We start from the raw sequence: 24,454 nt of genomic DNA on the forward strand, positions 1-24,454 counted from the left end.
TATCAGTACCAAATATTGTAGAACCTTTTTTGTACAATGAAAATTTAGCGCCTGATATTTTATGAACAAAACATTATTATTTTGGCTATTAAAAAAATGGTAATCCGTTTTTGCTAATGATGTAACAACCAATTAAAAATAAAATGATTGGAATTGCAATCTGGTTAGTTTTAGCCAGTGTATTTCTGATAATTGGCAGTCGGGCCAAATTATAACCAATGAGAACCCAGATAAATGTCATTATTGCAAAGATAATTAACATGAATGAATATCTTAAAATATTAAATTGACTGAATAGGGGCACGTAGACACTGATATTGTCAGCACCATTACTGATCGTAATTGAGATAACAAATATAAACGAAATGACACTCTGTTGTGGAACGTCTTCACCCATGTCTGAGCTTTTTCTAAAGCGTTTTAACAGTAGATGTATTGCCATGATAATTGGAATCACGCCGATCAGACCAATTAAATGTGGTGACACTCCGTTGATTAGCTTGCCAATGATGGTACCAACTAACGTCAGAACAACTAATCCACAGTATTGGGCAGTGGCAATTGTGATCCGATCCTTACTGGTTTTTGCGATTGAAAAAAGGAAGGTTAGGACAAATAAGTCATCTAAGTTGGTGCTGATAAAAGCTGTGATATCAATAATTAACTGATTAAACATAAACACTCCAAAATAAATAGTTACTTATAATATCGCACATTTTGGAATCATAAACCATAGCAATTATCACAAGATATGACATTCTTATTTTCTGTATTATATACATTCAATACTATATTTATTAACACGTTTGTTAAACTATTTGACAAATATTATTTAGAGGACTATCCTTTAGACTAATGTAAGCGCAATATTATTTTATAAAAGAGGTCTTTTTGGTGAGTAAAGCAGTGGATGTTCATGGAAAACCATATAATCGGATTATGTTAATTATTGTTTTATTGGTCGGTGTGTTTTGTACGGTGTTGAACCAAACGATCCTGACGACAGCATTTCCAACGTTGATGAATGCATTCAACATTTCTACATCAACGGTACAATGGTTGACTACAGGATTTTTAATGGTTAACGGAGTAATGATACCAGTTAGTGCATATTTGAGTAATCGGTTTCCAACTAAATGGTTGTACATCGTTGCCATGGTTGTATTTGAAATTGGAACGATTGTAGCTTGGATTGCCCCAAGTTTTGCTGTCTTATTCGCTGGTCGTTTGATTCAGGCCGTTGGTGTCGGGGTAACAATGCCACTGTTACAAACAATTATGCTGACCATCTTTCCAGCAGAGAGACGTGGTACCGCAATGGGAATGGCTGGTATTGTCGTTGGGCTTGCTCCAGCCCTTGGACCTTCACTCTCCGGCTGGGTCATTGATAACTTTAGTTGGCGAGATTTGTTCGGAATGATTGTTCCAATTATGGCAATCGCAATTATTGGTAGTTTTTTCTTTATGAAAGATGTTATTGAAACGTCAAATCCCAAGCTTGATTATTGGTCACTGGTTCTTTCAACTGCTGGTTTTGGCAGTATGTTGTACGGATTTTCGACCGTTGGTGATAAAGGATGGTCTGATCCGGAAGTGATTTGGACCATTGTGATTGGTGTTGTTTTAGTTGCCTTGTTTGTTGTTCGTCAACTAAGAATCGATACTCCATTTGTTGAAATGCGAGTCTTCAAATCCTTTCAGTTTTCACTCGCAACTGTCCTTAGTTCAATTGTGATGATGGCAATGGTGGGTGTTGGTATGATCGTGCCACTATACCTTCAAATTGTTCATGGCATGTCTGCGTTCCATTCCGGACTAACTATGTTGCCAGGTGCTTTGATGGTTGGGATCATGAGTCCAGTAACAGGAACGTTATTTGACAAGTACGGTGCCCGACGTTTAGCAATGTGTGGCATGTTCTTACTGACTGTTAGCACTTTGCCGTTTGTCTTTTTGACAAGAAATACGCCAATTATCTATGTCGTATTCTTGTATGCTATCAGAATGTTTGGTATTTCAATGGTTACCATGCCAATTACCACTTACGGAATGAATGCCTTGGCGACTAACATGATTTCACACGGAACAGCGGCTAACAACACAATTCGACAAGTTGCTACGTCCGTTGGGACAGCATTACTTGTATCCGTTTTAACAAATGTCACTAAAAACAACATGCCTGCAAAAGGATTGTTGAAGCAAACACCGTTTGAATACAAGGTTAAGGCAATTAACGCAACAATGAACGGTTATCAAGCTGCATTTTGGATTGCGGTTGGATTTTGTATATTAGGCCTGTTATGTACCTTCCTGTTACCTAACGAAAATGTGATCTCAGATGAGGCTAAGGAAGTTAAAGGAGGCGCAAAGGCATGATATTAATCATTCTAGTGCTTGCTGCGATTTTGTTTTTCTTGGCTTTCATGTTTACAAATCGAATGGGTACTCGCATTCTAGCCGTTTCGCTGACTGGAATTGTGTTGATCGGATCCTGTGTTGTGATGGTTGCTAACTATCATGATCATTACGGTATGAAAAAAGTAACGACGCAAACTAATCAACAAATCTATTCTGCATCTGGTTCAAAGTTGCTCAATTTATTGTTATATAAACCGGTGGGGACATCAGGAAAAAATAATGTATACATTTACGATAAGAAGCAGTCTCAGAAAACACCATCGCATACTAAGGCGGATGAATATACTTATAATAAAATTAAAACGACCAATTCTCAAACTGCCGCGGTGACGACTAACACAACTAGATGGGAGTATAAAAACGATTTTTACGCCGACTTATTTATGTGGTCAGGAATGAATCATAAAATTGTAAAGCGGGTGAATACTTTCTATATTCCAAGGACTTGGTTAAAGTTAAGTGTTAGCCAGGCAACTAAGCTTGAAAAATTAATGAAGAGTAGTGCATTCAAGACACAAATGACTGGACAAGGAAAACAGTATGTTGAAACTGAGTTAAAGGCCGCCATGATGAAAGATCCGCAAATGACTGCAGCACAGCAAGCTAAACTTGCCAGTCATCTTCAGCAACAGTTTGAAATACAGGCGTTAAAGCAGGCTATTAAATAAAAAGGTGCATCCTTCACAATGCGTTGTAGGTAATCTTTTATGATACACTTATCAATAATAAGGAAATAATGGGGGATGCATATGTCGCAGCAAAAGATTTATATATATGGCCGTTTAGGACTACATAAGGCCGGAATGAAGATGCTTGATGATTATGGATGCACAGTCGTGCGTGGCACCGGTGATACAGAAGAACAGTTTTTAACAAATGCTGGAGATGCACAAGTTATTATAATGGACGACAACTACTTCAAGTCAGAGTGGTTCGACCAATTACCTAACTTAAAACTAATTATTCGGCGCGGTGTTGGGTATGATAAAATCCCGTTGTCAGTAGCCACTGAGCATAATGTGTTGGTTGCAAATACACCAGGTGCAAATGAGGTTTCTGTGGCCGAAGTTGCGCTTGGTTTGATGATGGAAACAGTTAGACATATTCCACAAGCAAGAGAACAATTGTATAAGTTTGACGGTAAAATGTATCCACTCGAATTGTTAAGCCACACGCTGAGTTCAAGTACTGTTGGTTTGGTTGGTTATGGAAATATTGCAAAAGCAGCCGAAAAGATGCTGACTGGATTTGGTTCCAGAATTTTAGTGACTGCACATCACCAACACCAGCCGAAGTACGGGGAGTATGTTGATTTAGAAACCCTATTGAGAAAATCCGATATTGTTTCACTCCATCTGCCAGCAACGCCATCAACGACGGGGATGTTTAATAAAGATTTGTTTAGCAAGATGAAGGACAGTGCCATCATTGTTAATACTTCTCGTGGTGCATTAATTAATGAACCTGATTTGGTTGAAGCCATTGAAAATGGACAACTGGGTGGTGCAGGACTAGACACGACCGCACAAGAACCAGTGCCAAAAGATAGTATCTTGTTAGGCCATGATCAAATTGTATTATTGCCACATATTGGCGGTTTCACAATAGAGGCAGAGATCAAGACTGCTAAAATGGTAGCTCAAAATGCGATTGATTTATTTAATGGCGTTCAGTTAAAATATGCAGTAAATTAAAAAATGATTAGATAATAATTAGATTTAACGTTGATTGAGCTAATTTAGAGGAGTAAGATGATTGCAAGAATAAATATGAGGGATGATTATTGAATGAAGAAAGTGATTGCAACACCAAACGCACCAGCAGCGTTAGGACCGTATTCTCAGGCGGTATTAACTAATGATGTATTATATGGATCAGGACAGGTCGGATTGAATCCAGAGACTGGCGATTTTGCCGGATCAACAATTGAAGATCAGGCACAGCAAGTATTTAAGAATATTGCAGCAGTGTTGGATGCAGCGGGACTAACTCCAGCCAATGTAGTAAAAACGACCATCTTTTTAAATGATGTCAATGACTTTAGTACAGTCAATGGGTTATATGAAACATTCTTTAAAGACAGTGAGACACTACCAGCAAGATCGTGTGTCGAGGTAGCTAAGTTACCAGCAGGCGCATTGATTGAAGTGGAGTATGTGGCAACAAAATAGAGTGTGGAAAAAGCATGGGCTGAGGCTGATAAATAAGGCGACCATGTAGATTAATCGTGAATTTTGCGATTGATTTACATGGTCGCCTTATTTATTGAGCCTCAGTGCTTCTGGAACACGTTTAGTCTCGATTAATTGGCTAGTTAATCAAAATAAGTAATAGATATTTAAATTTTATTAAGATGATAACCTAAAACATCGTCACATAAAAATACCCACCTCGGTTTTAAAATAACAGAACCACAAATAATTACTTTTCCGGTCTCACATTTTTACGCACATAAACCGTTTTACCAACTAAAAAAAGCCTTTTCATAAGCAAAACACGAACAATAATTAAAAAAAGTAAAAAAATGTTTGGAAAATTGATTGACGAATGATATTTCGGTTGGTACACTGAGAGTGAAAAATGATGGATTGAGGAAAGGATATCTCATGAAAAAAATTGCGGTTGTGATGGGTTCAATTTCGGATTGGCCAACGATGCAGTTAACCACTGATTTACTCGACCAGTTGAAACTACCTTATGAACGTCATATTATCTCGGCGCATCGAATGCCGACTCAGCTCCAAGAGTTCGGCCAAAGTGCTCAAGATGCAGGATTTGGAATTATTATTGCAGGAGCAGGTGGCGCAGCACATTTACCAGGCATGTTAGCTGCGAATACCGTTTTACCAGTGATTGGCATACCGATTGAAAGTCATGCACTTCATGGAATGGATTCTTTGCTGTCAATTGCACAAATGCCTAGCGGAGTTCCAGTCGCCACGATGGCAATTGGCAAGGCAGGAGCCAAAAATGCAGCGTTGATGGCTGCAGCAATGCTGGCCATTACCGAACCAGAAGTTAGCGAACGGCTGAAAGCCTTTCGACAAAAACAAACCCAGGAGGCGATTGATAGTGAGCAACAATTCTGAGACACCACTGTTGCCACCAGCCACAATTGGGATTGTTGGCGGTGGTCAACTGGGTCAGATGATGGCACTATCTGCCAAGGAGATGGGCTACAAGGTTGGTGTTTTAGATCCAACGCCGGACAGCCCGACGGCTCAAGTATCTGATTTTCAAATCACCGCTGAATATGATAATCATCAAGCATTATTAGAACTTGCCAAACGAAGCGATGTTTTAACGTATGAGTTTGAAAATGTTGATGTTGACAGTTTGAATGAGGCTAAGAAGTTTGCGGCATTACCACAGGGTACCAAACTTCTTGAAATCACTGGATACCGTATCAATGAGAAGAATTTTTTGTTTGATCATGATATTCCGGTCACTGATTATGAAGCGGTTGAAACCGAAGATCAGCTTATCAAAGCGATCGATAGAATTGGCTATCCCAGTATATTGAAGACTGCGGATGGCGGTTATGACGGCCATGGACAACAGGACCTAAATTCACCTGATGATATTCCAGCCGCAAAGCAATTAGTTAGTGATGCTGTTTGTATCCTTGAAAAGCGGCAAACCTTTGCTAAGGAACTGTCAGTAATGGTGGCACGCAGCGCTAGTGGCAAAATTCAGGTATTTCCGGTTTCTGAAAATATTCACCATAATCACATTTTACACAAGAGCATTATTCCTGCACGAGTTAATGATCATGTTAGTCAGCACGCCAAACAGTTGGCGAAGAGAATTGCAGAAGGTTTAGATCTACGTGGCGTGCTTGGCATTGAATACTTCATGATGACAGATGGTAGTTTGATGGTTAATGAACTGGCACCACGACCGCATAACTCGGGTCACTACACAATTGAGGCATGCAACGTTTCACAATTCGAAGCTCACATTCGTAGCATTTGTGGTCTTGAGATTCCTCAACCGGTTTTGAACGAACCAGCAGTGATGGTTAACTTGCTAGGTCAACATTTACAACCGGCGCGAGAAAGATTGTCAAGTAGACCCCAATGGCATTTTCACGATTATGGTAAGGCAGAAAGCCGGCATGATCGTAAGATGGGACATATTACGATCTTAGGCAATATTGAAGATTCACTAAGACAAATAAAATCAGAAGGCATCTGGGAGGCAGAACAATAATGGAAAAGACAACGTTGATTAAGGAAGGTAAGGCTAAACGCCTATATAACACTGATGAAGAAGGTTACGTTTGGGTTGAATACATGGATCAAGCCACTGCGTTTAATGGTAAGCGTAAGGATCACATCGTGGGCAAAGGCGTCTTGAATAATAATATCGATACTTTGTTGTTCACTATGCTTGCCGATAATGGTATTCACACCGATTTCGTTAAGAAGATCTCTGACAACGAGCAAATCAACAAGGAAGTTACTATCATTCCACTTGAAACCGTTGTTCGTAACGCCGCATCTGGTAGTTTCCAACGTAAGTTTGCTACCCCATACCTACAAAAATTTGATAAGCCAGTCGTTGAGTTTTTCTATAAGTCAGATGAACTGGATGATCCATTTATTAACACTAATCAAGCAATTGCATTAGGAATTATCAAACCTGGTGAAAGCGAAAAGTTACAAGAGTTTGCGTTAAAGATCAACACATTGTTGAAGGCACGTTTTGAAAAAGCTGGTCTTGAATTAGTTGATTTCAAGGTTGAGTTTGGTAAAACAGCTGATGGTGAAATTATCTTGGCTGACGAAATTTCACCTGATTCATGCCGGTTAGTTGACTTGAAGACCCGTGAATCATTTGATAAAGACGTGTTTAGAAAACAAACTGGTGATCTTGTTACTGTTTATCAAGAAGTCCTTGATCGTCTTAACAACTCACAGGAGGAAGCATAATGTATCACGTTAAAGTCTACATTACTTACAAACCATCAATTTTGGATCCACAAGGCGAGGCCGTTAAGACCGCACTTCACCGGCTTGATTATCAAAATGTTGAAACTGTAACGGTTGGTAAATATTTTGAGATTGATATTAAGGACGATGGCCGTTCTATTGAAGATGAAGTTGAAAAAATGTGCGATGAGCTCTTAGCAAACGTCAATATGGAGACTTACCGTTACGAAATTGAATCTGTAACTCAAACAGCGGAGGATTAAGCATGAAGTACGCGATTATTCGTTTTCCAGGTTCCAACTGTGATTGGGATTTGTTTTATGTTCTCAGGGATGTATTGAAAGTTACGCCAGAGTTTATTGACTATCGTGAACAACAGTTGCCGGCGGACACAGGAGCAGTTTTGGTACCGGGTGGATTTTCATACGGCGATTACTTACGAAGCGGCGCAATTGCCCGCTTTTCTCCGATTATGGAAGACGTGAAACACTTTGCGGACACTGGAAAGCCTGTGATCGGAATTTGCAACGGGTTCCAAGTTCTCACTGAAGCCGGACTGTTGCCTGGTGCTTTACGGCACAACATGAGCTTAGATTTTATTTGTAAGCCGCAACCACTCAGCGTTGTTAATAACCAAACATTATTTACCGATCAATTTGAAAAAGATCAAACAGTTATGTTTCCAATTGCTCATGGCGAAGGCAACTATTATTGCGATGATGAGACTTTAACTGAATTAAAGCAAAACAACCAAATCGTGTTTATCTATCAAGATAATCCTAACGGAAGTACTGCCGATATTGCGGGGATTGTTAATAAACAAGGCAATGTGCTTGGTATGATGCCACATCCAGAACGTGCAAGTGAATCAATTCTTGGCGGGGCAGATGGAAAGCTTTTGTTTGAGAGTTTGGTGGCGAGTGTGGAGATGGCTGTGGGTTAGTTTTGTTTGGTATTAGAGAGTTTTTAAATAGATACTTATTGACTGAAACGTGTGAAAAGCACCTGATGCACAACAAATAAGCTAAATTAACACCGATCGCAAAGAACACGATCGATGTTAATTCATCTTATTTGTAACACATCAACCCGGTGCTTTTCACACTCTAAAACGTGTTCGTCGTCCCCAATGCTCGACATATAAGGCCAATTATCACCGATTACCAAAACCGTAATCAATGATAATTAACCTTATATGACCGCATTGAACCGGGACGACTCACACTCTAAAAAGGAGAACATACACCATGATGACCGAACTATCACCTGTTGATATTAAAGCTCAGAAACTTTACCAGCAATGGGGATTGAGCGACGATGAATTTTCTCAGGTTGAAAAACTTTTGGGACGTTTACCTAATTTTACTGAAACCGGACTGTTTGCTGCTATTTGGAGTGAACACTGTGCTTACAAGAATTCAAAGCCTCTATTAAAGCAATTTCCAACTACCGGTAAGCGAATCTTACAAGGACCTGGCGAGGGTGCCGGGATTATTGATATTGACGATGGTCAGGGAGTCGTTTTTAAGGCTGAAAGTCACAACCATCCCACCGCTGTCGAACCTTATCAAGGCGCTGCTACAGGTGTCGGTGGTATCGTGCGTGATATTTTTTCAATGGGTGCACGTCCTGTAGCCATGCTTGATAGCCTTCATTTTGGTGAATTAGATGACACACAAACGAAGTACTTAGTTGACCAAACAATTGCCGGTATTGGTGACTATGGTAACTGCATGGGAATCCCAACGGTTGGTGGTGAGACCACGTTTGATGATATTTTTAAACATAACACTGTGATGAATGCGATGTGTGTCGGCCTGTTAGATAATGCGGATCAACAAAAGGGTGCCGCTGCTGGTGATGACAATCCCATTTATTATGTCGGTGCTAAAACTGGTCGTGACGGGATTCAAGGTGCGATTTTTGCATCGGCAGAATTCAGTGATGAGCAAGAATCCCAACGTTCTGCTGTTCAAGTTGGTGATCCATTTGCTGAAAAGCAACTAATGGAAGCCTGCCTAGAATTAATCCACGAACATACCGACATTTTGGTGGGGATTCAAGATATGGGTGCCGCCGGACTAGTTTCTTCATCCGCTGAAATGGGTGCTAAAGCTGGATACGGTATGGAACTTAATTTGGACCTTGTTCCTCAACGTGAAGCTGGCATGATTCCTTACGAATTAATGTTATCTGAATCTCAAGAACGCATGCTTTTATGTATTAAAAAGGGTCATGAACAAGAAGTTGAAGATTTATTTGCTAAGTATGAATCAGAGGCTGTCCAAATTGGTCATGTGACTGACAGTACTCAATACAAACTATATCAACATGATCAATTAGTTGCTGACGTTCCAGTTCACGCACTGGTCGATGAAGCACCGGTTTATCACAAACCCAGCCGACGTCCAGCTCGTCTTGATCAGGCTGCTGGTCAATTTGAACCAACAATCAATGATTTAAATGAAACATTAATTCAGATGTTGTCACAACCGACCATTGCTAGCAAGCATTCAATTTATGAACGCTATGACTCAATGGTTCAAACTAACACGGTTGTCGCTCCGGGTGGCGATGCTGCGGTGATTCGTTTACGAGGAACTGATAAGGCTCTTGCAATGACCACAGATGCTAATCCACGTTACTTGTACCTTGAACCACATGATGGTGGCCAGATTGCCATGAGTGAGGCAGCACGTAACATCGTTGCTAGTGGAGCCATTCCATTAGGTATTACAGACTGTTTGAACTTCGGTAGTCCTGAGGATCCAGAAGTTTATTACGAACTTGAACAGGCTACTAAGGGGATGGCAGAAGCTTGTGAGATCTTTGAAACACCTGTTATTTCAGGAAACGTTTCGCTATATAACGAGTTTAATAAGCAACCAATTTACCCAACGCCAATGGTGGGGATGGTTGGCTTAATCAAATCATCTGACTTGATCACCACCATTGATTTCAAGCACGAAGGCGATTTAATCTATGTGCTGGGCCAGACAAATGGTGATTTCAACGGAACGGAAATTCAAAAAATGCAACAACAAGAAGTTAGCGGTCGTTTGTTTGATTTTGATATTACCTACGAAAAACAGCAACAAGACCTAGTCACTAACTTGATTAATAGTCATTTACTTCAAAGTGCCCATGATTTAGCAGAGGGCGGTTTGGCGGTTGGTTTGGCAGAAAGTAGTTTTAATGGCAATGTTGGCATTGATGTCGCCGTTGACATGCCGCAAAACTATTTATTTGCCGAAACTCAATCACGCTTTATCGTGTCTGTGGCTCCTGAAAATCAAGCGGCAGCAGAAAAAGTGATTGGTGAAAATGGAGCATTGATTGGTAAAGTTGGTGGTTCACAGTTGTTAATCAGAACGAATGATCAAGACATAAATCTTGATTTAGCTAAGACAAAACAAACCTGGAGGGAGGCACTCGCATGCCAGCTGAATTAAAAGGACTGAACGAAGAATGTGGTGTTTTTGGTGTTTGGGATGATAGCCAGGCAGCACAACGCACATATTTTGGCTTGCACAGCCTTCAACATCGTGGCCAAGAAGGTGCCGGGATTGTTGTCAAATCTGAAAATGGCCGCCTACTAGCTCACAAAGGGTTAGGTTTGTTATCCGATGTGTTTGATCGACCAGAATATTTAGATGAATTAGTTGGCCGCAGTGCCATTGGCCATGTGCGTTACGGAACTGCAGGTAGTCGTGGCATTGAAAATATTCAACCACTGGTTTTCCACTATCTGGATGAAGACATTGCACTGGCACATAATGGAAACCTAACGAATGCAGTCAGCATGCGGCGCAAGTTGGAATCTGACGGTGCTATTTTTCAATCGAACTCCGATACTGAAGTCTTAATGCACTTGATTCAACGACAAAAACAGCCAAAATTTGCGGATCGCTTAAAGGCTAGTCTTCGTGAAATTCGTGGTGGCTTTGCGTATCTGATTCTGACAAAAGATGCAATGTATGCCGCTCTTGATCCAAACGGCTTTCGACCACTGGTTATCGGTCAGTTAGAAAATGGCTCGTACATTGTCGCTAGTGAAACATGCGCGTTAGACGTTGTTGGGGCTAAGTTCTTACGGGACGTTCAACCAGGTGAATTAGTTCAAATTGACGACAGCGGTTGTCATATTTCTAAGTATACGAATGACACACAATTGGCAATTTGTTCGATGGAATATATTTATTTTGCACGCCCAGATTCTAATATTTACGGTGTAAATGTGCATTTGGCTCGTCAACAAATGGGACGTCAGGTGGCACTAGAAAACCCAGTTGACGCTGACATTGTAGTTGGTGTGCCCAACTCTTCACTGTCTGCCGCCTCTGGTGTTGCTCAACAATTGGGAATTCCAGATGAAATGGGCTTAATTAAGAATCAATATAGCTCCAGAACCTTTATTCAACCCACTCAAGAGTTGCGTGAACAGGGAGTTAAGATGAAATTATCTGCTGTCCGCGCGGTTGTTGAAGGTAAAAAAGTGGCGCTTGTGGATGATTCAATTGTCCGTGGTACTACTAGTCGCTACATTGTTAGAATGCTCAAGGCTGCCGGTGCAAAATCGGTTCATCTACTCATTAGTTCGCCACCATTAAAGTACCCATGTTTCTATGGAATTGATATTGAACATACACGTGAATTAATGGCCGCTAACAACACCGTTGAAGAAATGCGTGAAAAAATTGGTGCCGATTCGTTGCATTTTCTCAGTTTACCAGGATTGATTAAATCGATTGGCCTGAAGCAGGATGAACCAAATGATGGGTTATGCGTCGCTTATTTCGATGGCAAATATCCAACCCCGCTTTATGATTACGAGGATGGGTTTGAAACGCCGAAAACGGCGGATGACCATGCTTTATCAGCATCCGTTAAACAACATCAAGTTATCTAGACGGGGAGGATATCCAAGCAATGAAGAATGCTTATGAAGAAGCCGGGGTCAATATTGCGGCTGGCGAAGCAGTTGTTGATTCATTAAAACAACAAATGGGTAAGCAAGACAATCATGTTTTGAGTGGTATTGGTGGCTTTGCCGGCTGTTACCAATTAAGTGAAGATCAGTTAACTGATGCACCAGTGTTGGTTGCCGGTAGCGATGGAGTTGGAACTAAGGTGTTACTTGCCGCTCAGGCAAATCAAGTTAGCACAATTGGACAAGATTTGGTCGCCATGTGTGTTAATGATCTGTTAGCCCAAGGAGCACAGCCGTTATTTTTCTTGGACTATCTGGCCTTGTCCGAACTGGATGAAGATCAAGTTAATCAAATCTTGAAGGGTGTTTTAGATGCTTGTCAAAATCATCAAATGACACTTTTAGGCGGCGAAACGGCAGAAATGCCCTGTATTTACCAAGAACACCATTTTGATTTGGCCGGATTTGCGATTGGGTTGGCCAAAAAGAATGATCTGTTGACCCCTGGAGGTGCGCATAAAGGCGACTATTTGATTGGTCTGCCATCCAGCGGTCTACACAGTAACGGCTTCTCATTAGTTCGCAAATTACTGTTTAGCGATAACGACTATCATTTCGATGAGATTGTTCCATCCATTGGCCATCCACTAATCGAAGAATTGTTAAAACCAACAAGAATTTATACCAACGTTTTGAAACCATTATTGAATCAAAAAATAATTGCAGGTGCTGCCCATATTACTGGTGGTGGTTTAATTGAAAACGTGCCGCGAATGCTCGGAGATCAATTACAGGCTGAAATTAACATTGATACCTGGCCAACCGCCCCAATCTTTAAATTATTAACCGATTTGGGCAAGCTAAGTGTTAACGACAGATATCAGACGTTTAATATGGGAATTGGCATGGTCTTAGCTGTTCATCCTGATGATTTGGATTCAGTTACCACTGAATTAATTAATCAACATGAACCTTATTATCATATTGGTCGCATTACTTCTCGTGCCAAAGATCAACCAGCTGTGCAGCTAGTGGGGGTAGAAGATGATTAAAATTGCAATCTTTGCCTCTGGCAATGGTACTAATTTTGAGGCGCTATATGGTCATATTAAAGAAAACAAATTGCCGGTCACAATTACTCATTTGATTTGCGATCAACCGAAGGCACCAGTGATTCAAAAAGCGTTAGACCGTGGTATTCCAGTTTGGACTCATCGAGTAAAAGAATTTGAAAACAAAATGGTATACGAGCAGGCAATTTTGGACCAATTAAAACAAGATGGAGTTCAAATGCTTGTGTTAGCTGGCTATATGAGAATCGTCACTAACGTTTTGCTTGATGCGTATACCAAGCTGATTATTAATATTCATCCGGCCTTGCTACCATCATTTCCTGGCCTTCATGGGATTGATGATGCGTATGCTGCAGGTGTTAAAGTTACTGGAGTAACGGTTCACTACGTTGATTCTGGGGTTGATAGTGGTCCAATTATTGCACAAGAACCCGTCAAGATTCTGGATGATGAAACTGTGGATCACCTTGAAGCCAGAATTCATGAAGTAGAACATGAATTATATTTCAAAAGCTTTTGTAAAGTTCTCAAGTCAAAAGGTTGGATTGACGCATAAAATAGTGATTTTAAATGGATAAGGAGAGAATTACAAACATGAAAACAGCATTATTAAGTGTTTCTGATAAAACAGGTATCGTTGAATTTGCTGCAGGATTAATCAAACGTGGTTACCGAATCTTATCAACCGGTGGCACAAAAAAAGCGCTTGAGCAGGCTCAAATTAAGGTGACGGCCGTTGAAGATGTGACTGGCTTTCCGGAGATGCTCGATGGTCGGGTCAAGACACTCCATCCTGTCATACACGGTGGCTTGCTGGCTCGTCGTGATTTGCCGGAGCACATGGCCGCACTAAAAGCTCACAAGATTGATCCGATTGATCTAGTTGCGGTTAATTTATATCCATTTAAGAAAACTATTTTAACTGCTGGGGTAACTGAACCAGAAGCCATTGAACAAATTGATATTGGTGGTCCAAGTATGCTTCGTTCAGCTGCCAAGAACTTTGCTGGTGTTTTGCCAGTCGTTGATCCAGCTGATTACAATCGTGTGTTGGATGCAATCAGTAATGATACTGCTGATCTGGCATTTCGTCGGCAATTAGCATTGAAGGTGTTCCGTCATACTTCTGCTTATGACACTTTGATTGCTCAGTACCTTGGCCGTGATGATCAAAATGAATTTCCAGATAGCGTTACTCTGACATACACCAAAAAGCAAGAGCTGCGTTATGGTGAAAACAGTCATCAGCAAGCCGCTTTTTATCAAGATGAAATTCCAGTACCTTATTCAATTGCACAAGCAAAACAACTGCATGGTAAGGAATTATCATTTAATAATATTAAAGACGCTGATGCTGGGTTGCGCACAATTGCTGAATTTGATCAACCGACTGCGGTGGCCGTCAAGCATATGAATCCATGTGGTATCGGTTTAGGTGACAATATCGAAGAATCCTGGGATCGAGCTTTTGCTGCTGATTCGACTTCGATTTTTGGTGGCATCATTTTATTGAACCGCAATGTGGATTTGGCAACAGCCGAGAAAATGCACAAAATTTTTCTTGAAATTATTATTGCGCCAAGCTTTGATGACGATGCTTATGAAATATTGGCCAAGAAAAAGAATTTACGACTATTGACGGTTGATTTTAGCAAACGCTTAGACGCTAAAGAACTTGAAACAGTATCCGTTATGGGCGGTGTACTTCGTCAGGAACAGGATACTGTGGTTGAATCAGCTGATGAGTTTAAGGTTGTTTCAAAACGTCAACCAACCGAACAAGAATTAAAGGCATTGGAATTCGCTCAAATTGTTGCTAAACACGTTAAAAGTAATGCAATTGTTGTTGCAACTGACAACCAAACACTTGGTATTGGCGCCGGCCAAATGAACCGAGTTGGCTCAGTTGAAATTGCTATTAATCAGGCTGAACAATCTTCTGAATACGGTCATGCTGTTTTATCATCTGATGCGTTCTTCCCAATGGATGATTCTGTTGAATATGCGGCCAAGCATGGCATTAAGGCAATTGTTGAACCAGGTGGAAGTATCAAAGATAAAGATTCCATTGCAATGGCCGATAAGATGGGTGTGACGCTTGTCTTTTCAGGCCGTCGCCACTTCAGACACTAGAATGGAGAGTAATTAACTATGGCGACCGTATTAGTCGTTGGTAGCGGGGCACGGGAACATGCCATTTGCCGTCAACTTTTAAAAAGTGAACAAGTAGATACAGTTTATTGTGCGCCAGGCAATCCTGGAATGGCTGAGGATTCAGTTAATTGCGTTGCAATCGATGAATTAGCTTTTGATGCACTAGTGGGTTTTGCAGAGCAAGAAAATGTTGATTTAACAATTATTGGGCCAGAATTACCCTTACAACAGGGCATTGTGGATGTGTTTGAAGATGCTGGCTTAAAGGTTTTCGGACCAAATAAGGCAGCAGCTCAGTTGGAGGGCTCAAAAAAGTTCGCTAAGCAGATTATGAATCAAGCCAACGTTCCAACGGGAAGTTACCAAGATTTTACAGATGAACAATCGGCACTAACGGCACTAAAAACAGTTAATTATCCGATCGTTATCAAAGCTAATGGATTAGCTGCGGGCAAGGGTGTTGTGATCGCTAATGATCACAACACGGCCGAAGCGACCGTTCATGAAATGCTGGGGAAGCATGAATTTGACACAACTGAAGTCATCTTTGAGGAGTTTTTAAGTGGTCAAGAATTTTCATTCATGGCGTTTGTCAGTGGCGATCAAATTGTGCCGATGCCATTGGCACAGGATCATAAAGCCGCTTATGATGGGGACAAGGGACCAAATACTGGTGGAATGGGTGCATATAGTCCATTGCCACAATTTCCTGCGGACTTGGCCACAAATAGTATGAAAAACATTTTGAAGCCGGTTATTAATCAAATGACCGCCAACGATACACCATTTCGCGGTATTTTGTATGCTGGATTGATTTATACCAATCAAGGACCCAAGGTAATTGAATTTAATGTTCGGTTTGGAGATCCAGAAACTGCTGTGGTACTACCGCAGTTACAAAGTGATTTTTACCAATTATTGATGGACTTGATTGATAATCAACCTGTCACTGCACAATGGCAGACTGAGGATACTTATCTTGGGGTTGTGGTCAGTACAGAACACTATCCGTTATCCTCGGGAAGCGGGGATGATTTATCGGTAATCGCAAAGTTGCCAGACGATTTGAAGGTTAACTATGCGGGTGTCAAGCTGGATGACCAGGGGAAGCTGGTCAGCAATGGGGGACGAGTATTATGTGTTCTAACCCACGATCAAGATATTCCAGCAGCACAGCAACGAGTTTATCGTTGGCTAGATGCACAGAAGTTGGCCGGATTGCGGTATCGGACGGATATTGGAGACAAGGGTATAGTGTAAATTAACGCGGTCAGAAGCTGTTGGCATAACCAAAAAAATCATTAATCGTTGAACTTTACGATTAGTGATTTTTTTGGTTATGCCATGGGCTTCTGCGTTAATTTACACGTTTCAGAAAATATAGTAATTACCCTTAAGAAAAAAAGATGCTATCACACAAAAAAGATGTGAGACTTCTATTTCATTTTTATGGAACCATTTAATTATCTCAATTTTTACTACAACAACGCGTTCATCAACTCAGCTCGTCACAAAATAACGTCAAAGATCCACCAGGACAAGTTGAGTCCTAATGGATCTTTGACGTTATTTTACACGAGCTACCCGAGTTAACGAACGCTCTACTTAATTTTCACAATCAACACATCACACTTAGCGTTTCGGTTAACATAACTTGTAACCGAACCAACCATGAAACGTTCAACCGCCGATAGGCCAGTTGTTCCAACCACGATTAATTCGTTTGCATGGTCAGCTGGAAATTCGCGGGCGATAACTGTCTTTGGGTTACCAAAACGTACATGGATGCTGACATCGGTTAAACCGGCATCGATAGCTTTTTGCTTCAGGTCGTTCAAGCGTTGTTCGATTTCTTCAACCAAACTGTAAATTACATCACCGCTAACGGCACCTCCGTAACTATCTGAAAACTGGTTCACTTCAACCACATTCAAGATATCTAGGTGGGTATTGTTTTGCTTAGCAATATCGATGGCCTTGTCGATTACTTGAGAGGTAGCCTTGGAGCCGTCTACCGGGGCCAAAACATTCTTGTACTGTTGCAACATAAGGCAGATCTTCTTTCTATTTGGATTGGTACCTTAATTATACTATTGTTTGCGTTTTCTGTAAGTAAAAGTCCTTAAAAAGTTGGATAAATTACAAAATTAAGCGATACGTCTATGATTAGTGTGAATAGATGATCAAAAATCGTTTAAAAAGATTGATAATTACGCCATAAAGCGTCTGATATCATGAATATTTTTCACTAAGTAGATTAACCATAAATTATTGAAAACGTTGATATAGAAACAATTGTAATCGTTTCCAGTAAGTGGTAAGCTGTTTTTGAAAACCGTTTGAATGACATTTTTATTCAAACAGTCTATTAAAACATTTAGGTAAGGAGACTTGGACTATGCGCTACGTTTCAATGACATCACACAATATTGGCCGTAATTTGGCAACTGAGCAGTACCTAATGAATAACAAGGATTTTGGTGAACCATTGCTACTGTTCTATTATGAGGAACCATGTATTATTGTGGGTCGTAATCAAAACACAATGGAAGAAATCAATCAAAAATACGTTGAGGAAAATAACATCCGTGTTACTCGTCGACTTTCTGGTGGCGGAGCTGTTTATCAAGATCTCGGTAATCTTTGCTTTAGCTTTGTGGTAGACAGTAGTAGCGAAGAATTTGGTGATTTTAAATCGTTTACTCAACCGATCGTTGATGCATTACACCAAATGGGTGCTACTTCTGCAGAAGTCAGTGGACGTAACGATATCTTAGTCGATGGTAAGAAATTCTCTGGTAACGCCATGTACACTAGAAATGGTAAAACATTTTCTCACGGTACATTGATGTTAGATGTTGATCTAAATGTTGTTAGTTCAGCGTTGAATGTTCCTGAAGATAAAATTAAATCAAAGGGAATTAAATCAGTTCGTTCGCGTGTGACTAATCTAAAACCATATCTATCCGATCAATACCAAGATTTAACCGTTCCAGACTTCCGCGATATCTTACTTAAAGAACTTTTCCACGTTGATAGTCTTGATGCAATTAAGGATAAAGAATATGTCGTCACCAAGGAAGAACAGGCTAAGATTGACGATATTTATGAACAGTATTATAACAACTGGAATTGGGTTTACGGTAAGTCGCCAGCATTTACTGTTCAAAAACGTCAGCATTTTGACATGGGCACTGTTGATGCACGACTAACGGTTGATGATGGGCAAATTACTGATATTAAGTTCTATGGTGATTTCTTTGGCCCAGAAGATGTGACAGCGTTGGCTGCTCAACTAAAGGGTATTCAATATAACCGTGAAACACTGAAGAAGGTACTTGATCAAGCTCATACTGAAAAGTATATTGTTGGAATTACTACTGACGAATTAGTTGATTTGCTCGCATAATCACAGGTTATTGGTAGCCCTTTCGTTAAAATAATAGTAAAATAAAATCACTACAATAATTGGAGCGATTTATTTGAAAGAAGCAAGACGAGTTATTTCATATGCTACTGTATCATTAGTAATTTACTGCGTGGTCAGTGCGATGATGTACGTACAGACAAATGTATCATTGGCGAGTGCTGAGGTTTGGGAACATTTAGGCATTGCATTAGTTCTATTTTTAGCAATGGCGATTATCAGTTCGCTGGATATGAGAATTTCTGTGTACGTTACAATCTTTGTTATGTTAATATTCACATTGGCGTTGTTGGGAGCGTTTATTGAGGTTAACTACCATTCTAATACGGGAATGGTTGTCAAAACCATTGTTGATGCGTTAAGCTTAGTAGGCTTAATCATTAATATAATTTGCGTGACCGCCGCCGTTAAGATGCGCGCACGCCAATCTAACTTCAGAATTAGAAGGAAGTAACTTATGGAATTTAATGTACAGACTTTTATCGATCAGGTCACAGATGAACAGTATGAAAAGCAGACAGTTGACGTTTCACAGAGTGATTTGTCAAAGGTTACTGTGATAAAAAAAGGAATCGTAGCATTACAATCAAGCATTAATGACAACCGTTTAGCACAGTATGAATGGCAATTTGACGTTAAGAATGTTGAAGATCCGATTAGTGTCCGGTTAGAAACAGGAATTATTAATTTGCCATTTGAAAATGGCAAAACGATTTCTAAAATCTTAAATGTCACAGATACATTGCCTGTTAATGTTTATTTAATCTGTGAATCTCCGGAGTTGAATCGATCTGGTCTGAGAATTGATCGACTTGCGTCTGCGACAGCGTTAGCTGATGATCCTGATAGTGTGACAACTGCCGCAATGCAGTGGATTGACGAGCAATTAACTATTTTATCCGATAATTTAGCTAATAAAGATGAAAAATAGGGTACTTGCGGCAGAGTTTAAAAGATGTTAGCATGTATCTATGCGATGAGTCGAGAAGTCAGGCAATTCTTTGAATTGTTCCGCGCAAGCGGCTAGTGACATTTTGGCGTGGGACACATTTACCTACCGGATTATGTAGGGTGTTCGGTTATCATACGTTGTGGAGCGTTCTTAACCTGAGATAATATCAATACACATAAAGACCCCGAGATCGAAAGATCTTGGGGCCTTTTTTTAATTTATGGTGCCTTTGATAAAACGTGTTCCAAACACGCTGAAGCTTAACTTATAAGGGCTGAATGAGAATCAATTGTCAAAAATCGACAATTAATCTTCATTCAGCCCTTATAAATCAGCTTCAACCCGTGTGTTTTTCACACTCTATTTGAAACGTGTTCCAAACATACTGAAGCTTGAGGTATAAGAAAGAGTTGGAAATCAATTGTCAAAGCTCGACAATCAATCCCCAACTCTTCCTTATACCACAGCTTCAACCCGTATGTTTTCCACACTCTATTTTACAAAATAAACTCTCTCATCAATCAAATCAAAGGTTTTTAAATTGCGGTTTACTCTTTCAGCTTGTTCCTCATCTATGAACTTGGCATTACTCCAGAACTCTTTCGAATTCGTTGCACCATTCTTTTCACCAATCGTAATTAGTGTGATTTGAGGATATTTTTCTCTAATTAATTGCAACAATTGCCAATCGGTTGTTTGTTTGTCGGGTGCCCATGACATAACGACAAATGATACATATTGTCCATACTTATTCAGTGCCTCAATGGCATCCAGTGATTCAATTTCCGTGACAGGATGTTTACCTGTTTCGTTTTCCTTTGTCCATGCCTGACTGTCGGTGGTGTAAATAGTCTGATTTGAATTTAGATTTTTAAGTCCTTTAGATATGTATCCATTTCCTGCCATTACTTCTAGCACTGGCTTTTGATTAATGTAATCTGCGAGATCTTTGACAAATGGGGCACTTGTATATGACCACATACCATACGTTGTCTCAAGGTAATCCCGGTATGACCGTAACAACTTGTCAAGTTTTGGTAATGCTTCATTAAATCGATTCCACAAATCGTCTCCAGCCTTATCTCCTGCGGGATACTGATCTGATATTTTCTTGAAAATAGTATCTTGAATATCATCAGGTAGCAGTAATTGTGGTAGTGGCTGTGGTAATAATCCATTCTTTAATAGTCGGTCACTTTCAATAACATTGTTGATGAGATATTTGACGGCAGGAATTCCATCAAATAATTCTGCATACTTCGTTAATTGTTGGATGTAACTGCTAGGCATTGATTTTTTGTGAGTTTTAATAATTTTTTTTAATTTTTTTCGCTGCTTTGGATTCATGGCAACCTCGTTTAGTCGTTTAAGTTAAGATCAAGTTCTTCTTGCTTGCTATAGAACTTATCAGTATCCTTGCGGTGAGTTCTACCGTATAAGTAGCCGTCGATTAATTGATAAATTTCATAACGATCTTCACTAGATAAAACACGATGATTGTACGTTAGTTCCTTACCCGATAAAAACAGCTTGCTGAGGTCATATTCATCTTTTTCAGTCTTGCCAGTCAAATAATCTAAGCTGACATCAAAGTATTCGGCTAGTTTCTTAGCCTCAATGTACGAGGGCGTCCTGATTCCACGCTCCCAATTGCCAATCTGAGATGGTGTATTAGCCTTTTCATCACCTGATAGGTTTTCATTCAGTGCTTCAGCTAGTTGTTTTAATGTAATATTTTCTCCTCGTCGGAGGGCTCTTAAACGTTCCGGAAACATCTCATCACATCCCTTTAACTCATTTTAACATTCTTATCTAACCAACGATCAATAAATTCGTATACGTCGCCACGCTTTGTTTCATTTAAAATTTCATGCCGCATCTGATCAAATAAATGTAATGTAACATGTGAAAAATGTGCATTAGTTAGTTGATTAAATAGTCTTTGCGGGCCACGACCAAATTTACCGACCGGATCATGTGCTCCGCTAGCAAATAGAATTGGCAAATTCTTAGGAATGCCGTTAAACCATGTACTAGTTGTGGCCATCTTGGTAAGTGAAAACAGCGTGTAAAAGCCGTTATAAGTAAATACAAAACCAGACCACGGGTCATCTGTGTATTGTTTAAGGATTTTTTTGGAGTGCGTCAACCACGAATACTTAACATGTTTGTTAAATCTTTTAGAAAAGCTACCAAACGCTAGTTTATCGAAAAATGTCCCTGTTTTGTGTGGAACTGTGATATTTGATAACTTAACCAGTGGCCATACTGGTCCAAGTTCAGGGTGTGAAGCGGTTGTACCGGTTAGAATGCAACCATCTATTTGATCACCAATTTTTGGCAACAGGGCTTGTCCCATCATTGATCCCATACTGTGACCTAAAATAACATATGGTAGTTCTGGATACTGATATTTCATTTTATTTAGCAAAGTAACTTCATCAGTTAGCAGGTGCTCAACTGGGTGTGATAAACCAAAAAATCCAAGTTGTTTTGGAGAACTATGACCATGACCAAGGTGATCATCGCCAACAACCAGCCAACCCTGTTTTACAAGGTGTTCTGCATATTCCTCATACCTGTTTATATGTTCAGCCATACCATGAATTATTTGAATAATTCCAATTGGGGCTTGTGTTGGGATCCATTTTTTGGCATAAATAGTGGTATGGTTATCACTAGATTGAAAGTGAAATTCGTTAGACAAGGTAGGTGCTCCTTTGAAGAAAAAATATTGGTACTGGACGATTGCAATTTTAATTGTGGCACTGGGCGGTGGAATGCTAGGTGCTGGATTGTATTTTTATCACGTCGCCGTTGTGCCGGGACCGAAGAGTTTTTTGAGTAAGAAAACTCCTTTAAAAAAGACAGATCCATTATATCATCAAAAATTATGGTTTGAAAAAGTTCATAAAACAAAATGGACGATGAAATCTGCGGGTGGCGATTATAAGTTAGTCGCTGACTATATTCCAGCCGCTAAAAAAAGTAATAAAACTGTGTTGATTGCCCATGGATTTAACGGGAGCAAGGAAGATATGGGCGCCTATGCATACCTGTTTCATGAACTGGGGTATAACGTGGTTGCACGAGATGCCCGCGGGCAGGGACAAAGTCAGGGGGACTATATTGGTTACGGCTGGCCTGATCGTCTTGATGATAAGAAATGGATTAAAAAGATTATTGCTAAAAACCCAGATAGTAAAATTGTCATGTTTGGTGTCAGCATGGGTGGTGCCACGACGATGATGGTGAGCGGTGAACACTTACCACACCAAGTTAAGGCGTTCATTGAGGATTGTGGTTATACCAATGTTAAGACAGAAATTAACTATCAGGCGGAACAGTTGTATCATTTACCAACGATTATTCGTGTTCCACTGGTGGACATAGTCAGTCTGATAACGCGGGTTCGTGCAGGATACTTCTTTGGACAAGCCAGTTCTGTAAAACAGTTGGCTAAAAACAAACGGCCAATGTTATTTATTCATGGGACGAAAGATAAATTTGTGCCAACTAAGATGATTTACGCCAATTATCGTGCGACAAACGGACCTAAGGAAATGTGGTTGGTAAAAGGAGCGGGTCACGCCCGATCATACCAGACAAAACCGAAAGCTTATGAGCAACATGTTAAAGCTTTCTTAGATAAATATGTGCATTAATTTTTGTGGAGTGTAATTTCCGATTATGGAATTACACTTTTTTTGTTCAAATCTATAAATAACGTAACTTAGAACCATTCTAAACCTAAGTTAGAATGGTTCTCGAATTGATTTTGTTACAGTTTTGTAATATTAATTGACAATCTTCATTGACGTGATTTCAGGGGTGTTAAAAGCTAAGAAACTTTTAGTTATTATGGATGACTTCAACCACTGGTATATCTGATTTAAGTGAGGTAATGGTTGGTATTAGTTAGTGGAGATTACAGTAATCAAATGATTAAAAAATCAGGCAATAAAAAGGGTGGATGCAATCAGTTAATCTTGACTTTTATTAGAAATTACAGAATAATTCACACTAATTTATAATGTTAGGGGATGAATTTATGCAATGGGGATTTATTAATGGCAGTCCAAATGCGCAGGGCCATACATATCAATTAGCACAATATTTGTTAGACGGACAATCAAAGGTGGACTGGAACTTAGTGAATTACCAGATTGCTCAGCTAGGCCAGCAACGACATGCTAAAACCGATGAATTTATGGATGTGGTTAGTGAAGTATCACATGCAGATGCTCTGCTAATTGGTACGCCAATTTACTGGTCGGACATGACTGGGTTGCTAAAAACATTTTTGGATCGTTGCACGATGGTTGCCCGTCAATTTGATTTTACCGATATTCCAGTGTATTTGCTTGTCAACGGGACACAGACTCCGGACCAAACCGCACAAGGAATCGCACCAGCCGTGTCTCAACTATGTGAGTTTCTAAAGATGGACTACCAGGATACGATTTACGTTGATACAAGTAAAGTGGTTCAACCGTCGGACTATACCTCAGCGTTACATAAGCAACAAGAACAACTACATACATTCGTTAATGTGAGGTAATGGCG

Annotated in this window: 25 protein-coding genes; 20 read left to right on the forward strand and 5 right to left on the reverse strand. The window is 40.0% G+C overall.

All coding sequences use genetic code 11. The annotated features are described in order from the left end of the window. Window positions 1-88: 88 nt before the first annotated feature. Entirely contained in the window at window positions 89-676 is a 588-nt protein-coding gene (locus FD16_RS02485; protein WP_010621444.1) for a cadmium resistance transporter, read from the reverse strand. 218 nt (window positions 677-894) lie between these two features. Here FD16_RS02485 and FD16_RS02490 point away from each other — a divergent pair, with 218 nt between their 5' ends. From FD16_RS02490 to purD, 15 genes are all read left to right on the forward strand, one after another. Further along, window positions 895-2,376, forward strand: coding sequence for an MDR family MFS transporter (locus tag FD16_RS02490; RefSeq protein WP_010621445.1), 1,482 nt, complete (start codon window positions 895-897; stop codon window positions 2,374-2,376). After that, entirely contained in the window at window positions 2,373-3,086 is a 714-nt protein-coding gene (locus FD16_RS02495) for a DUF4811 domain-containing protein (RefSeq protein ID WP_010621446.1), read from the forward strand. Before FD16_RS02490 ends, FD16_RS02495 begins: the two co-directional genes overlap by 4 nt. 81 nt (window positions 3,087-3,167) lie before the next feature. Beyond that, entirely contained in the window at window positions 3,168-4,112 is a 945-nt protein-coding gene (locus tag FD16_RS02500) for a 2-hydroxyacid dehydrogenase (RefSeq protein ID WP_010621447.1), read from the forward strand. Between the two features lie 93 nt (window positions 4,113-4,205). Further along, a complete protein-coding gene (locus tag FD16_RS02505; protein ID WP_010621448.1) occupies window positions 4,206-4,589 on the forward strand; it encodes a RidA family protein in 384 nt (127 codons plus the stop codon). 435 nt (window positions 4,590-5,024) lie between these two features. Then, entirely contained in the window at window positions 5,025-5,507 is a 483-nt protein-coding gene (purE, locus tag FD16_RS02510) for a 5-(carboxyamino)imidazole ribonucleotide mutase (RefSeq protein WP_010621449.1), read from the forward strand. Beyond that, complete coding sequence (gene purK / locus FD16_RS02515) at window positions 5,491-6,630, forward strand: 5-(carboxyamino)imidazole ribonucleotide synthase (RefSeq protein WP_010621450.1); 1,140 nt, start codon at window positions 5,491-5,493, stop codon at window positions 6,628-6,630. The genes purE and purK overlap by 17 nt, the downstream gene beginning before the upstream one ends. After that, window positions 6,630-7,352 carry a phosphoribosylaminoimidazolesuccinocarboxamide synthase gene (purC, locus tag FD16_RS02520; RefSeq protein WP_010621451.1) on the forward strand — a complete coding sequence of 241 codons (723 nt, stop codon included), beginning with the start codon at window positions 6,630-6,632 and terminating at the stop codon, window positions 7,350-7,352. The genes purK and purC overlap by 1 nt, the downstream gene beginning before the upstream one ends. Continuing rightward, window positions 7,352-7,615, forward strand: a complete 264-nt coding sequence (gene purS / locus FD16_RS02525) for a phosphoribosylformylglycinamidine synthase subunit PurS (protein WP_010621452.1) — start codon at window positions 7,352-7,354, stop codon at window positions 7,613-7,615. The genes purC and purS overlap by 1 nt, the downstream gene beginning before the upstream one ends. A gap of 2 nt (window positions 7,616-7,617) precedes the next feature. Further along, window positions 7,618-8,295 carry a phosphoribosylformylglycinamidine synthase subunit PurQ gene (gene purQ / locus FD16_RS02530; RefSeq protein ID WP_010621453.1) on the forward strand — a complete coding sequence of 226 codons (678 nt, stop codon included), beginning with the start codon at window positions 7,618-7,620 and terminating at the stop codon, window positions 8,293-8,295. A gap of 304 nt (window positions 8,296-8,599) precedes the next feature. Then, on the forward strand, window positions 8,600-10,804 hold the full coding sequence (gene purL / locus FD16_RS02535; protein ID WP_010621454.1) for a phosphoribosylformylglycinamidine synthase subunit PurL: 2,205 nt from the start codon (window positions 8,600-8,602) through the stop codon (window positions 10,802-10,804). Continuing rightward, on the forward strand, window positions 10,789-12,261 hold the full coding sequence (gene purF / locus FD16_RS02540) for an amidophosphoribosyltransferase (RefSeq protein ID WP_010621455.1): 1,473 nt from the start codon (window positions 10,789-10,791) through the stop codon (window positions 12,259-12,261). Before purL ends, purF begins: the two co-directional genes overlap by 16 nt. Window positions 12,262-12,281: 20 nt before the next feature. Continuing rightward, a complete protein-coding gene (gene purM, locus FD16_RS02545; protein ID WP_010621456.1) occupies window positions 12,282-13,334 on the forward strand; it encodes a phosphoribosylformylglycinamidine cyclo-ligase in 1,053 nt (350 codons plus the stop codon). Further along, the gene (gene purN / locus FD16_RS02550; RefSeq protein WP_010621457.1) at window positions 13,327-13,911 is read left to right on the forward strand and encodes a phosphoribosylglycinamide formyltransferase; all 585 of its coding nucleotides are present in this window, start codon (window positions 13,327-13,329) and stop codon (window positions 13,909-13,911) included. Before purM ends, purN begins: the two co-directional genes overlap by 8 nt. Before the next feature lie 38 nt (window positions 13,912-13,949). Continuing rightward, complete coding sequence (purH, locus tag FD16_RS02555; protein WP_010621458.1) at window positions 13,950-15,488, forward strand: bifunctional phosphoribosylaminoimidazolecarboxamide formyltransferase/IMP cyclohydrolase; 1,539 nt, start codon at window positions 13,950-13,952, stop codon at window positions 15,486-15,488. An 18-nt stretch (window positions 15,489-15,506) separates the two neighbouring features. After that, the gene (purD, locus tag FD16_RS02560; RefSeq protein WP_010621459.1) at window positions 15,507-16,769 is read left to right on the forward strand and encodes a phosphoribosylamine--glycine ligase; all 1,263 of its coding nucleotides are present in this window, start codon (window positions 15,507-15,509) and stop codon (window positions 16,767-16,769) included. A gap of 341 nt (window positions 16,770-17,110) precedes the next feature. Here the strand turns inward: purD and FD16_RS02565 are convergent, their stop codons facing one another. Then, the gene (locus FD16_RS02565; protein ID WP_010621460.1) at window positions 17,111-17,557 is read right to left on the reverse strand and encodes a universal stress protein; all 447 of its coding nucleotides are present in this window, start codon (window positions 17,555-17,557) and stop codon (window positions 17,111-17,113) included. Between the two features lie 350 nt (window positions 17,558-17,907). Between FD16_RS02565 and FD16_RS02570 the strand changes: the two genes are divergently transcribed. The 3 genes from FD16_RS02570 to FD16_RS02580 all read left to right on the forward strand — a co-directional run bounded on the left by FD16_RS02570 (window position 17,908) and on the right by FD16_RS02580 (window position 19,867). Continuing rightward, the gene (locus tag FD16_RS02570) at window positions 17,908-18,918 is read left to right on the forward strand and encodes a lipoate--protein ligase (RefSeq protein ID WP_010621461.1); all 1,011 of its coding nucleotides are present in this window, start codon (window positions 17,908-17,910) and stop codon (window positions 18,916-18,918) included. Between the two features lie 73 nt (window positions 18,919-18,991). Next, window positions 18,992-19,390 (forward strand): hypothetical protein, encoded by a 399-nt coding sequence (locus FD16_RS02575; protein WP_010621462.1) that lies wholly within the window; start codon window positions 18,992-18,994, stop codon window positions 19,388-19,390. A gap of 3 nt (window positions 19,391-19,393) precedes the next feature. Then, window positions 19,394-19,867 (forward strand): hypothetical protein, encoded by a 474-nt coding sequence (locus FD16_RS02580; RefSeq protein ID WP_010621463.1) that lies wholly within the window; start codon window positions 19,394-19,396, stop codon window positions 19,865-19,867. Window positions 19,868-20,380: 513 nt separating this feature from the next. Here the strand turns inward: FD16_RS02580 and FD16_RS02585 are convergent. The 3 genes from FD16_RS02585 to FD16_RS02595 are packed head-to-tail and all read right to left on the reverse strand — an operon-like array spanning window position 20,381 to window position 22,595. Continuing rightward, window positions 20,381-21,235, reverse strand: a complete 855-nt coding sequence (locus FD16_RS02585) for a hypothetical protein (protein WP_010621464.1) — start codon at window positions 21,233-21,235, stop codon at window positions 20,381-20,383. Between the two features lie 11 nt (window positions 21,236-21,246). Further along, entirely contained in the window at window positions 21,247-21,663 is a 417-nt protein-coding gene (locus tag FD16_RS02590) for a helix-turn-helix domain-containing protein (protein WP_010621465.1), read from the reverse strand. 14 nt (window positions 21,664-21,677) lie between these two features. After that, a complete protein-coding gene (locus tag FD16_RS02595) occupies window positions 21,678-22,595 on the reverse strand; it encodes an alpha/beta fold hydrolase (RefSeq protein ID WP_010621466.1) in 918 nt (305 codons plus the stop codon). A 73-nt stretch (window positions 22,596-22,668) separates the two neighbouring features. Between FD16_RS02595 and FD16_RS02600 the strand changes: the two genes are divergently transcribed. Next, the gene (locus FD16_RS02600; protein ID WP_081479599.1) at window positions 22,669-23,553 is read left to right on the forward strand and encodes an alpha/beta hydrolase; all 885 of its coding nucleotides are present in this window, start codon (window positions 22,669-22,671) and stop codon (window positions 23,551-23,553) included. A gap of 386 nt (window positions 23,554-23,939) precedes the next feature. Continuing rightward, on the forward strand, window positions 23,940-24,449 hold the full coding sequence (locus tag FD16_RS02605) for a flavodoxin family protein (RefSeq protein ID WP_010621468.1): 510 nt from the start codon (window positions 23,940-23,942) through the stop codon (window positions 24,447-24,449). Window positions 24,450-24,454: the final 5 nt, after the last annotated feature.

Origin of the sequence: Paucilactobacillus suebicus DSM 5007 = KCTC 3549 (assembly GCF_001434475.1) — a bacterium.
Lineage (GTDB): Bacteria > Bacillota > Bacilli > Lactobacillales > Lactobacillaceae > Paucilactobacillus > Paucilactobacillus suebicus.